Raw genomic sequence first — 13324 nt, forward strand, 5'->3', positions numbered from 1 at the left:
AAAAGAATGCCAAAAATTCTAATTGCAATCGGTATTATTTTAGTAATTACTGGATTATTTTGGCCATGGATTAAAAAATTAGGGTTTGGCCAATTGCCAGGTGATATTGTCATTCGAAAAGGAAATTTTGTATTTTACTTTCCTATTACAACATGCATTATTATTAGTCTTATTGTTATGATTATATGGTGGTTATTAAATCGGTAGTTTAGGTAGAGAAAGGGCCGATGCAGCATTCGACCCACAACCTTTCTTATTGAAACGTGTTACTTGCTTTGGTATCTACTACTGGGTCTTTATTTCCTTCATCTATAAAACCGCTACTAATCTCTGTAAGTCCCTTTTGAGTCGAAGTTGAAGAATCCTCAATGGAAGGAATAGACTTTTGTTCTAAGTCTAATTGCTTTTCCTTGGAAACTGTGTAGATAGAAGTGTCTGTTTTCGTTGAGCTATCATTGGGTTTGATTCCTAGTTTGAATATTTTGCCATCAGTACCTCCACCCACTTCATGTTTAATCCTGTTGCTCTCAAATTGTTGAAACTCCTGTTCAAGGATTTTATTTTCCTGAGTAACCTCCGCTTTTGCCTGTGTATTTTTATAGGGGTTAACTACAGCTACGATAGCGGCTATAGGAAAAATAATAGTACCTATAATAGCCCCAATAACACCAAGGGGACTAGATTTCATACGCGACCACCATGAAACAGGATGACCTTCCCATGCGTCAACCATTTGGCTGGGCAAATCTTTATGCGCTTGCATGCTGCCCGCTTTGGTTTGTTGCAAGTTAGGCAATACCCTGGCTTTTTCCTCACCGTAGTTTCTGGAAGCATAAAAGGGGTGGCCTGGTTTGGCTTCTATTTTGGCTGGACCTCCTTGGTCAATTAAACTGACAATAGATGCTGCTGTTTGTAACCCCAATTGATTATAAGCTGTATCGATTGCTAATTTTAATTCGTCAGCCGCACGAATAACATCTGATGCCGTTTCAGTTTTTGACAATTTAATTAAGGCTTCATAAATGGCTTTACCTTCATTTGATAAATTTTCTGGAGGTGTGTGCTGGACAGCATCCAAAATAGCCACACGGCCATTGATTGCCTGGGCCCGCTCGTTTCCACTTTTACACCCACTAATAGAAGCTTCTTCAATAAAAACTGATAGGGATTGAATCAGTTTGGCATAGTCATGACTAAAGTGAAGGTTATTCGCAATCAGTTTTTTTAAGCTAGATTGGACATCACTAAACAGGTCAGGTGCTGCTTCATGAGGCTCTTCTTTTTGCCAACCCTTTTTGATTGCCTCAATGGCTTTAATCGCCTCTTTTCCTTCATTGGACTGAGAAAAATAATCGCCCCCTTTCCTATGCCGCAAAAAGTGGTTGTATTTCTCAAACACTTTTTTGATATTTTCTTGTTGTTCAGCAGATGTACTATAAAGAGTATGGAGTAAAGCCATCTCCGTCATTAAGGTTGACTCTATAGTCAAATCATCGCCCGAATAGCCAAGATGATCACCAAAACCATTCACAGAAATATTCTGTACCAAACAATAAACCGCATTCCCTTCTGCTAATTGTTTAGCATTGTATTCGTGAGCGCCTTTAAGGATATGGCGGGCGCTTTGAGTTTGAAGGTTACCGTTTATATCACCAAGAGAATCATTAATTGCTGTGTAGCGATTATAAATAAAAGCCTTCGGCATCCCCTCATGGGATGATAACTTTTCTTTTAAAGAATACTCGTGAGTAATCTCGTCTAATTTAATGGCGACATCACTTATATATTCCTCTTCACTCAAACCTTCTTTTACCACAGGAGAGGGGGTACGAATTTGTATACGGGGGTGTGAATGGGGAATAATGCCATCTTTAGTTAGGGGGTGAGTAATAAGTTGTCGATGAGCAAATTCCCTGCCTTGAACTCGATGATGGGCTGTATTTTCAGATCCTTTGATGAGGGTTGCCAAATGTTGATGGTTATCGGTGTGTAACACATCATTGGCGGTAGCTGTGGTTGCTTCAGCTGTATGTTTTAATTCCGACTTGTTGAGTTTGGTAAGTATTACACCGGTATGACGTACAATTTCTCGTCTCAGGATTGTATGTGCTTGAGGGGTTATACTTTTTCGCGCTTTATCCAACGCTTGGTTTAATTGTTTGACATTTAATTCACCTTTGCTGTTGACCGCTTTTTCTAACGCTTTGGCATAAGCTTCTAAGACTAGTTTATTAACTTCATTTACCGCGGCTTCATGGGCAGCCTGCATTTCCTTTTCTTTACCTTTGAATTTTTTATTTGTCTTTTGATAAACACGGGCAGCTAGACCTAAATGAAAATGAAATTCTTGTTGGAGTGCAATAATGCTGCCTTTCGGTTCTTTATCCAGGGTATCAACAATCCTGGAAGTCCTGTTGGGTAATACCCCTATCCTTGTTAATGCTTCTTCTAATGTATGTTTAAATTTTTCTTTTAAATCAGGATGGCCTGTTATATCTAAGCTAACGGTTGTTGTATCGGTTGTTCTTCTAAGCTCTTTTTGTAAATTCACATCAGATAGTTCTGTGTTCAGCGTGGCATTCACTTTTTGAGCTATTGTAATCCAATCGTTCCCATCAAGTGTTACATCGACCAATACGCGTCCTTGAGGGTCAAAGGCTAGGGCATTTGTCTGTGCTCGTGTTTGTGCCCTTTCTTGTGCCTTTTCAAGCAAGTGTTGCATATAAATGGCTTGCGCTTTTGCTTGTTGTTCTAGATTTAACATGTTTATCTCACTTATTGATATAAGCCCAGTATAAGAAAAAATCATTAAAATAAAATTAACAGCGTTAAATCTATTTTTTATTACTCTTTGAATCGTTATAGGCATTTCTTTGTAATTGCTGTAAAATTTTTTGCCCAACTGTAGGTTTTCTTAATGTTTAACTAATGTAAGTTTGTTATTTTAAAGTTAAATGCAGTATTTATAGGCTATAAATAAAATAATTGGCTTAAGGAAATTAAACCAGGAAACAGAAGTTTCAAGTGGTAGGAGTTTTAAATGATCACTGCTGATATAATTCAGAGGTGGGTAAATACAATTGGTAATTACGAATTAGAAGTTGACAGTCCGGCTGAGCAGCTTGCTGCTAATTTTGATATCAATTACTTTCTAACCCCAGAAGCTCAAGAAAAACTCTATGAAGGTGCTCATCCTGCAGATAGCCCGGAACCCACTGTCGCCAGGAAACATTTTTTACGTTTTCTAGGTCGTAAATTTCAAGATATTAGCTGGCAAGCCAATCGTGCTAATAAAACTGTTAATCTGGCTGATTTTCTGCAAGATGATGAAGAAGATGGTTTTGCACTTTATAAAGCAGCTATTGAAGAAGAAAGTAAAAGCAGAGCATTTAGGAATGCCGTATTTTTTCGCTGTTTAAAACATTTTCCTGGTAATAAATGGGCTGAAATAATCGTACTCTGGGTGGGTGGACCTTCAAGCTCCGGAAAAACTTATGCGGCAAAAGGCGTGCTTGAAAAAATGGATCTCGAGCTTTTGCAAAAAACAGATCAACCTGGCGGTAATAATGTGGTCTCAGTAGATGGAAGTTATGAGCGCGAAACTTCGCAAATGCGACAGATGGTTCTGCAGTTTGCTCTTGCTGCAGGCTATAAAGGGATAGAAGATTTACATGAAAACAGTAAAAAAGAATTAGCAGTAAAAACTTGTATTAGGGATGCTGCCCTGGAAGATGGACGTTTAAGTTTGGTAGTGCCTGATACCTTTGTACGTAGCCCCCTAGAGGTCAACAATGAATGTAAAGCTTATGCTAAAAAGAAGATTACCCAGGCTTTTGCAGAGGTGAAAGGAGAAAAAGGGTTTGGGGATCGTTTTCAAACGTCTGTAAAAAAGATGGGTGATGCGCGTGCATGGAATAATAAAAAGTTTACCGCAGCAAATATTAAAATGAACAACCGTAACATCGGTTGTGAATCTAAAGTGTACGAAGGTGAGTATTTTAAATTCGGCCTTCTTGGAACGAAAGTTTTTAAGAAATTTTTTAAATCATTTACTCATAATAAGTTAACGCTGACTGTCACTAATGATCTTGTTTATCTTGTAAAAAAAGAAGGCATTTGGAAAGAGTGCGAATACGAAGACAACCTTGATGGTAAGCAAGAGGGAAGGGATTTTATTCGCATGACCGCAAGAGCCTATAATTATTGGCGGGATAATAATATCAGTGAACCCTTGGAAACTTGGTTCGATACGAAAGGTAAACATATAAAAACGTTAACTGAACAAGTAATCACGCATAAAACAAACACGAAATATTTTGAACATCATGCCTTTTTTAATCTCCTACGAACGAATAAATGGCAAAGACGCTCTCAAAATAGCGCCGAAAAAGAAAAACGAAAAATTCGTCACTTGATTGCAGTTAATGACGAAACCATTGCAAGTTTAGAAGCTAAGATTCAGACAAGTGATGTGGATATAGAATTGTTAACTAAAAAATTAACGCAGTGTAAGTTATTGCAAGCTACTCTAAAAGAAAAACTGGCAGAACTTGAGGGGAAAAAGGAAGTGGTGGAAAGTTCTACCCAATTTTTACCTTATTTGCATGGTTACATAGATATTCCCGTGGAAGATAAAAATACATTACTGGGCCAAGCTGTTCCTGGAGCCAAACCAGCAACTTCCTTATCGGCCAACGATGATGCTCATGGTGAATTTATAGCGCCGCAATTAAAGGATAATTTTTGCAGGGTTCACTATGCCGAAAATACGTCTGATCCTTCTTCGCAAGCCATGTTTATCCAAGAAAAAACAGAAGAGGGTATGAAACTTACAGCAGTAAGAGAGTCAATGGGTAAGGATCCTGTTTCGCTTATGGAAAGCGCATTGACTATGGCAAATTGCATGTTACTGGCATTGAACGAGCCTCCCTCACCAAAGAATAAACTTGCCATCTACGGTGCTGATCCGGTGCTCATTAATTATTTATGGACAGCGTTGGTTGTCTTAGGTGAAAAATCATCAAGTCGAAAGTTTGGCAAAGAGTCCATAGCAGTCATCGCAGGTGTTTTTAGTGTTGCTGAACAAATGAAAAGTTCCAACAAATTTTCTCCACAGTCCTTACACGAAACAGTTTTTAAGGACCATGAAGCATTTATAGATATAAAAGTAAAGGAGTTAGAGCGTCTGCTTGAGCTGAAAGCCAATCCTGAAAACTTGTTAGGCAAGACACTGCTAGAAACAACGGATCATGTTGCATCAAAGAGCGGTCGTTCATAATTGATTAGAGGGGTGTTACTTGCCTATACCTTGGTATTCCGCCGTAAAGGCTTTGGCAATATCTCGGGTAAGGGACGTTAAATTTTTATTCATACTCACGACAAGTGCTTCGATTGTGGTCGGGACTACTTTCACACAATAGTAAGCATCACCTTTTTTTAGAAGTGCATCTTCATGATAAATAAGGTACTCCGCTCGTAATATGCTATTTCCATTGATATCTATTTCAAATTGAGAGATATCAATTTGTAAATGAAAATTAGGTTTGAATTTTATATTCCAAGGTGAGCTTTCAACGATAGAACCTGGTAATAAGGTAGAAAGATCGGTTTCAACGACTCGTGTTATGTTTTTATCCAATGCTTCAGCCCACTGGTGATATTCTTCCAACTTCAGTTGATGAGGACTGCAATGGATCATTAACTGCGGTTTTTCAATATAAGAAGGCGTATTGATTTCATCGATTCCGATTTGTAAATGCTTGTAAGGTTTGCTCGCAGTTTTCATTGGCGGTAAGGGATTTAATAGATACATTTGAGTATCTTTACTGCGGCTACAAGCAATCATAAATACAACGAGTAAACTTAAGATGCATAGTCGAATAGCTTTCACTTTTTACCTCGCAATAATGATTCGGGGTAGCGTGACAAATAATCCGTTAAATTTTTTGTAGAATAAGCGGCATTGGCAATTTCTTTCAGGCTCTGATTCAAATAGGCCACGACGGAAGGAACATTTTGATTTAAATTACCTGCCAATCGTTCAAGACTTTCAGCCATTAATCGTGCTGACTCGATGGTGTCACGCACTTCTTTCGACCGCACAAGCTCACTAATATCTTCCAGTGTTTTCTTAGCCGCATTAAGCGCTTCATCAATACTGGTAAATTTCTCAGTGGTATTTCTGGTTGGGAAAATTGGGTACCCGTGATAATAACTCTGTTTGAATTTGCGGGTTGAATCTGATTTTATCAACTCGATGTCAGCAACCCCAGTGATTAAATTAGGTTTGGAAATATTAGCCACATAACCATTATTGATGAGAAGGCGTATAGGATCTTGACTAAACCCGAATGTTTTCTCCACAAAAAATTGCACATAAACAGGAATTCTAACTCTATTTCGTGCTTTATTTTCTGTGACTTCAATTAACCGAACTTCACCGATTTTTACACCACGATAGGTAACAGGAGCGGTAGGGATTAACCCTCTTAAAGAGCCCTTAAAAAACATCACGAAGGTTTGTACTTGTGCGCGTTTGTGTTCTTCATAAAAAAAAGCCGCACCAAGAAGCATTAAACAAAGTGCTCCAAACACAAAAAAACCAACTAATGTATAAAAACGCTCGTGACGCATGCCTGTCCTTAGATTATAAATGTAATATACATACTGGTTAATATCAGCCAAAAAGAGCCGCGAGTCATAATGCGGGAAACGGCTTTTCTTAAGGATATATGTCTAACTGCTGCTTCATAATAATAATAGCCCGCGGCCAAACTCACAATGGCGGATAAAGTTAAAGTCTTAAAAGCGGAATAAATCAAGTCATAAATGGAGTTACGACTGGTAACAAAGGTTAAATATTCATAAGTTGTCATACTGGATAAATAATGAAAAGTCATATAGAAACTAATAAATACGATCACAATAATATAAGTGAATAATAATAAAGAAGTAATATTAAGCCCGACAATAATGGGCCAAACATGTTCCAGTATAACTTCTTCAGGACTTTGACGAAGTCGTTTGAGACGAGTGTTAATTAAATGTAATGCAGCCTGTATGCACATAATGAAACCGATAAAAACAGGAAGGATTTCATGGGTAAGAATATTTTGAGAGATAGCCAAAGCCTTATGGCCTAAGTGAAAGGAGTTGAAAAGAAGAAAGATCGTTTTGGCCTCAGAAAAAGTAATTAGATAGCAAATAAACATAAGCGGGATAACAAGTCTGGCCCCTGAATAATAAAGAATTTCTACCATGTTAAACCATGAAATAGATAATCCCCCAAATAAAACGTCTTTTAAACTATGAAATAAGTGACCAAAAAACCGAAAAATAAGTATTAATGAGTGAAAAAATTTTACTACATGAAAGCCAAAACGTCGGAAGACATACATAACTTATCCTTGCGAAGTTTTTTGATAATTAAAATCATCTTCTTCTTCCGGCATTAATCCGTTTAGCAAATAGTTAATTTAAGATGAATAATTACAGAATATCACGATGGTGTTTGAATTTATAGAATTATGCACTCGATAAAAAATTCTCTACTCGCTATAGGTAATAAACTAACAAACTGGATAAATATTACAATATTTCAACCCGTTAATAATATCTTAAGTTTTTAATGGCAATATGCTGGCATTTCATACCAAAGTTGGTTTAGATATGAAATCTCTTGATATTGCTGATTTGTTGATTCCAGGATACACACTACTCTCCGAAGAAGTCAGGGCCGATTTTGAAAAGTCTCCAGCGGGAAAATTGTTTGTCAATACTACTGATAAAATCTCTCAATCACTGTCTGCTTTTCAAGAGTCCATTTCCTGGTGGCATTACTTAGTTAGTGATATCGAGAACAAAGGGAAATTAAAACAACAAGAAATTGAGTTAGAGAAAGCGCAACTCTTGCAGCGAATTGAGAGAGAGGAAGACTATAAAAAGCTTACTACGGCAATCATTCTTGAACTTCTTCCAGAGGTTTTTCCTGACATTGCTTTTTTAAGTCAGGAAGAGCAAAAAAGACTAGCGCAATCGCAATTTTCACAAGAGTTACTTTCGCTGGTTAAGCTGGATCGAAAAATTTACAAAGCCCATGAACAATTTTTCTTTACAGAGGCTTGGCATAAAATTACACAGTTAGACTTGCTTGAAAAGAAGCTCCATTCACTTAATCAGAAAAAAACGGCACTCATTCAACATTGGCTGGAACAATTTGAACAGCTTGACGAAGTAAGATTACTGAGAGAGAGCATTGCCTACGAAAAAGAGCGACAACGCCTTGAAGAAATTGCAAATCAATTTGCTATTGTTGAAGAGCGAATGAATGCGTTAGCCCAGTTCTTTATCTGGCTAAACGAAGATCAAAATGTTATAGCGGAATTAACACAACAATATCTTTATTCCTTGCACACGGATAGTGTTGATTTTTCATCCATTGAAGAAAAGGTGTTGACCATCATCATTTTTAACCACCTGCAACAAGTTACCAATGCATCATTTGACTATGTGAATCTTCATTATTTTAATTTGGAACAGGCGAGATTATTAGCAAACACAGTGCTCAGGTCATTCAATTTTAGTAAAAATTTGCAGTTGCAAGATTGGTTTACCAATTATCAAAGGGGGCTGGAGAAAAAACTGCAGAATAATTTATTGCTAATTAATCAAAAACAATGGATGTCTACTACTTCATCTCAAGAGGAATTACTCGGTTCATTATCTTCTCTTTTTTGGCAGAGCAAGACGGTTGAAAAAACAAAAGAATTTCTAAATAAGCTGGCAGATGCCCATGCATTTATTCAAGCGACTGGATTCTCCACACAGAATGAAAGTTCGTTTTTGGCAATTCTCGATATTTATAATTATGGACGTACTGCTGAGCAAATTGCTGAAACTAGAAGGATAATCTCCAGTTTACTGAATCCTTTTTTATCGCTTTATAGAGAGTATCGTGATATTGCTTTTTATGAAAAAAGTGGATACCGAAAAATTTTAAGAACGGTAATGCCTTTGTTAGTGGTTGCTGCATTTGTTACTTTGGTTGCTGCCTTATTGGCTCCTTTGGCAATTCCTGAATTGGCTTTTACCATTATATTAATTCCAACGTTATTTTTGGGAATGGTGTTAGCAACAAAATATGTAGAGATAAAAGATAAGGTTTACAAGATCCTGCGGGAAGTTTATTACGGTAGTCCTTTCCAGATTCCTGAATTTCAGGTGAATGCCCGGATGGTAGCGGTTTTTGGTACCGAAGAAAAGGCACAGGTAGTGCGTGATTTTTATGTCCAGGAATTACAGGTTTGTGATGAGACTGAAGCTTTCTACCAAGCTAGTGGTGAGAGTGGGATATTGCGCCAAGAGGAACTCGAGAATAGAAAAGAAAATCTTATCAGGCGCCATAGTTTATGTTTGGAATGGTATGACATTCATAGCAATGTGAATTTAGGGTATGAAAAAGTGCCTCAGCTGGTATTAAATCGCTTAACAGAAACAGGCGGCCGGGAATATGAAGCACTAAAATTAGCCCTGCAGCAAGAGTTTCCAATAATTCAAAGACATATTAATTTGGTAGTACAAAAACTAACAACTTCATTGAATGCTGATTCAGATAAAGAGAACGCTCCCACCATGGAGACAGCCGATAGTGTGGGTGATGCTAAAAATCATTCACCGTTGTTCTTTAAACCTATCCAAACCCTAACCCATCGAAATCAAGCGCAAAAAATTGATGCGATAGCTACAATGGTTAAAACCTGTTAATTAACACCTTCTCAGGTGAAGAAACCTTTTTCACAAAAGATATTTGTGACCATATGTTTAACAAATTAACACAACCCTTTGCTTCCAGAAGCTTAGGGAAATCGATGTGGAGCAATAAGTTAGGGGCATAGAGGCATTAACAATGAGTCTTCTTCGAGAGCTTCTTCTATCTTACGAGGTATTTGATTCGGTGGTAGCTCATTGATTTCCGGTATAATAGTGTTCTCTAAATTTAACTGAGGTGTTAATTGAGACAAGGCAGGGGACACGGGTGATAGCTCGGCTAACTGGATACGATCATATTCCTTTTCTACTGCTTTTAATTGTTTTTGTAAGGCATTTCTTGTTCTTTTATCATTTTGTTTTAAGGCGAAATGTTTAAGGCCGTATAAAATTCCAATACCTGTCAAGGCACCTAATGTAACCATTAAACCGCCAGGAATAAAACACCATGCTGCCATGACTCCCACTAATAAAACCGATGTAGCAAGATTGATTAATAAAACGTTTCGGTGTTTGTTAAATCCATGAGTCTGTCGCAGATACGTTTGGTGAGCAAGTAAATCTGAGGGGTTTTGAATGGCAGGAAGGTTCTGAAATTTGACATATTCCTGTACCAAACTGGCAACTTCTTTCACCACATTTACAATAGAAGCACCCACAAATAAACCAGCCACAAGTGGCGTCATTGGTGTTGCTGCTGCTATCCAAAAACTGTAAGCCATTATATTGATTAAGGTGTTTGCAAGTAAGAAAAAATTATCATATAACCGAGAAAATAAATCTTTTTTTGCATCTGTTTGAGTTTGATAAACAAAATAAAAAGTACTCGAAAGATTATAAATCAATCCTAAAATGGGCAAACCAATAACCGAAGTGAGTAAGGCTTCGAGCGACAATAAAACCCCTTGCATCTGTGGAGATGCGATAAGGGACATGAACGCAATCCCTACCCCTATCCCTAAAAAAATCCTAAATTGACTGGGTGGTTGTTTTTCATCCAGCAATTTCAACAGATAAGCGATTTGAGGATGTGATTCCCGGTGGAGCTTTAATAGAAAATTGTAGACAGTAAGGTTTAAATATTCTTTCCATTGATAAGAAGGAATTTTTAAATTTTTAAGGAGATTTTTAACATTATTTTCAACGACTGGAATAGTATTAATAACGGTTTGGTGGTAATTGATTTTGAGTTCATCCAAACGTTTATCATAGTACTGCAAATAACGTTTTAATTCCGAAGTGTCGCCACCTTTCAGATAAATTTCAAAATGAGCCAAATCATGAACTAAGTTATGCAATTTTTTAAAATTTTTAATGTTTTGCAAACAGTATAAAAGGAAAAACTTAATAAAATATTAAGCATTTTATAAATTTTTGTCTAATAAGTCTTTATTAACCCCGCTTACATAAGCAACACTTAATCTTCTACAGTTATAATGACTTTAAAAGTATCTTTTATCTTTAGAAGAGAAGATCGTATGTCAGTTGTAAATAAAAAATTATTGGCAAAAGAATATTCTTTTAATTTGCCACAAAAACCTATTCGAAAACTTGCTTTAAGAGGAGGGGGAGCCAAGGGAGTTGTTTATGGTGGTGCTATTCAGGTTTTGGAAGAAAAAGGGATTTTAAGGGAAGTCGATACTATAGCAGGCTCTTCAGCGGGTGCTCTAACGGCCCTGATGGTTGCAATAGGGATGACTGCAAAAGAAATCACCCAAGTAATAAATAATACAGATTTTAATCAATTTAAAGATTATGCATTTTCGAAGGCCTTTTCGGAAAGAGGGTTGTGTACAGGCGATAAGTTATCAGCCTATATTCAAAAGGTCATTAAAGACTATTTGCCGAATAAAATTGATACAGCCCAATCAATATTAAAGACGAGTATTCAGTATCATTTACAGCTACTCAAAGAAGACAAAGACACTAATTCCGCTTTCCAAGGAGATATCGCTAAATTTTTAGAGGGTATGGAGAAGGAAGCAACGGTTAATGACAGCGTCAAAGCTATAAATCAATGGTTGAGGTCTGGATTTAAGATTAATGAAAAACTTCAACCCCCTGAATTTCCTTTAGAAAGGCTCACTGAACAATTTGAAAAATTACAAGAGATCAACATTGATGCAGTTAGTTTTATGGATCTAGAGCTTCTTAATACTTGCCTGGGTAATGCGGGAGTCAAACGTTTAATTATTACAGGAACTAATTTAACCAAAAAAAAATTAGAGTTATTCTCCGATGAAACAACACCCTTTATGCCAATTTGGCTGGCAGCCAGAATTTCCGCTTCTTTCCCGCTAGTATTTCAAACGGTTAAATTCAAAAATGAAACGACGGGTGAAATCAATGAATACATTGATGGTGGGGTAGGGGATAATCTTCCTGTAAGGCATTTGCTTCATCTAAGAAAAGATGCCTTACTGGGAAAGGAAGAAAAAATTAACCAAACGTTAAGTTTTGCATTTGCTCAGCAAAAAAATAGACAATCAGGCATCTTGGCAACAATTATCAATTTTATTAAATACTTGGCAAGTGGTCGTATTGATGTTGCAGCCAATACTGAAGAATTACTCGATGCATTAAAACATGATTTTAGCGAGCGGGTAATCAGTTTACCTGTGGATATCACAACCTTGGACTTCAATATTGATTTGGATAAAAAGCTTGCGTTACAACAAGAAGCCAGAATTGCTACGCAAAATACACCTGCCATTACAAAAAATGTAAAAATTGAAGGTGACATATTAGAGTGTTTTCTCATGATGTCGGCAGATCAATTGGAAAAAATAAATCCTGAGGAATATGAGGAAGAAGACAAAGAATTTATTAAAAAATTGAAAGAAAAATTATTAATTGAAAAGAGTAAAGAGAAAGAAGTTTTTATTAATTTATTGACTAATATAAGATTTATCAATACAACCCTTGTCTCTGACTCTATCCTTGCTGAGGAAGTATTAGATCTTAAAAATCATTATAAGGCGCTCCTTGATGAGATAGATAAGCTGCTTATCAATTCTATTGAATTGGATAGTGAGAATAGTTTGCAATTGGAAGAAAAGCATAAAGAAAAAATTTATGAAAAAATTAAGGATGTATGGTTTCTGGAATTTACCCAGCTGTCAGCCAACATCACTACCATTATGGCGGGGGATAACTACTCATTGAAGGAAATCTTTAGTAGTGATAATAGGCATCGTGAATTTTTTACTAACCTTCAGCTGGATGTCATAAAAAAAGAGGCGATAACCGTACTCATTAAAGCTAAAGTCAAACCTTTTCAGTTGGAGAGTAATGTCCACTTGCTTGAAGATGCTGTAGAGAAGTTAAGAAAAGCCCACAGCCGAGAGGAGATGAAAGAAATTTTAATCAATGTGCAACAAGATTATTATCGTCGAAATTTATTTTCTATCATTCCTGGCACTAATCGATTTTTTAAAGGATCACCTGATACCAGCACTGCAAAAGCATTAACAAGTTTTATTCATAAAATTGACAAAATTGAGCCAGAATTATCTACGGATCAAACAGGGGAAACTGCAGTTACAGGACTTAGGTGAAT

General features: G+C 36.7%; 9 protein-coding genes. 4 read left to right on the top strand and 5 right to left on the bottom strand.

Features of this window, described 5'->3' with window-relative positions:
- Positions 1–6: 6 nt before the first annotated feature.
- Complete coding sequence (locus tag Ljam_RS00280) at positions 7–207, top strand: DUF2905 domain-containing protein (protein ID WP_058448143.1); 201 nt, start codon at positions 7–9, stop codon at positions 205–207.
- Positions 208–253: 46 nt separating this feature from the next.
- Here Ljam_RS00280 and Ljam_RS00285 read toward each other — a convergent pair whose 3' ends face one another.
- Positions 254–2764, bottom strand: coding sequence for a hypothetical protein (locus tag Ljam_RS00285; protein WP_058448144.1), 2511 nt, complete (start codon positions 2762–2764; stop codon positions 254–256).
- A 276-nt stretch (positions 2765–3040) separates the two neighbouring features.
- Here Ljam_RS00285 and Ljam_RS00290 point away from each other — a divergent pair, with 276 nt between their 5' ends.
- Positions 3041–5278 carry a hypothetical protein gene (locus tag Ljam_RS00290; RefSeq protein WP_058448145.1) on the top strand — a complete coding sequence of 746 codons (2238 nt, stop codon included), beginning with the start codon at positions 3041–3043 and terminating at the stop codon, positions 5276–5278.
- A 15-nt stretch (positions 5279–5293) separates the two neighbouring features.
- Here Ljam_RS00290 and Ljam_RS00295 read toward each other — a convergent pair whose 3' ends face one another.
- From Ljam_RS00295 to Ljam_RS00305, 3 genes are read right to left on the bottom strand one after another with little or no spacing between them, the layout of a single operon-like run.
- The gene (locus tag Ljam_RS00295) at positions 5294–5890 is read right to left on the bottom strand and encodes a PqiC family protein (RefSeq protein ID WP_238583663.1); all 597 of its coding nucleotides are present in this window, start codon (positions 5888–5890) and stop codon (positions 5294–5296) included.
- Positions 5887–6633 (bottom strand): MlaD family protein, encoded by a 747-nt coding sequence (locus Ljam_RS00300; RefSeq protein WP_238583664.1) that lies wholly within the window; start codon positions 6631–6633, stop codon positions 5887–5889. The genes Ljam_RS00295 and Ljam_RS00300 overlap by 4 nt, the downstream gene beginning before the upstream one ends.
- Positions 6634–6641: 8 nt before the next feature.
- Positions 6642–7397, bottom strand: coding sequence for an ABC transporter permease (locus tag Ljam_RS00305; RefSeq protein ID WP_058448146.1), 756 nt, complete (start codon positions 7395–7397; stop codon positions 6642–6644).
- A 271-nt stretch (positions 7398–7668) separates the two neighbouring features.
- Here Ljam_RS00305 and Ljam_RS00310 point away from each other — a divergent pair, with 271 nt between their 5' ends.
- Positions 7669–9762 carry a hypothetical protein gene (locus Ljam_RS00310; RefSeq protein WP_131762281.1) on the top strand — a complete coding sequence of 698 codons (2094 nt, stop codon included), beginning with the start codon at positions 7669–7671 and terminating at the stop codon, positions 9760–9762.
- 119 nt (positions 9763–9881) lie between these two features.
- On the opposite strand, the gene Ljam_RS00315 is transcribed toward Ljam_RS00310, so the two are convergent.
- Positions 9882–11063: a hypothetical protein gene (locus tag Ljam_RS00315; RefSeq protein WP_131762279.1), complete on the bottom strand. Its 1182-nt coding sequence runs from the start codon at positions 11061–11063 to the stop codon at positions 9882–9884.
- Between the two features lie 180 nt (positions 11064–11243).
- Between Ljam_RS00315 and Ljam_RS00320 the strand changes: the two genes are divergently transcribed.
- Positions 11244–13322, top strand: a complete 2079-nt coding sequence (locus tag Ljam_RS00320; protein WP_058448149.1) for a patatin-like phospholipase family protein — start codon at positions 11244–11246, stop codon at positions 13320–13322.
- Positions 13323–13324 lie beyond the last annotated feature (2 nt).

Source organism: Legionella jamestowniensis, assembly GCF_001467745.1.
GTDB lineage: Bacteria > Pseudomonadota > Gammaproteobacteria > Legionellales > Legionellaceae > Tatlockia > Tatlockia jamestowniensis.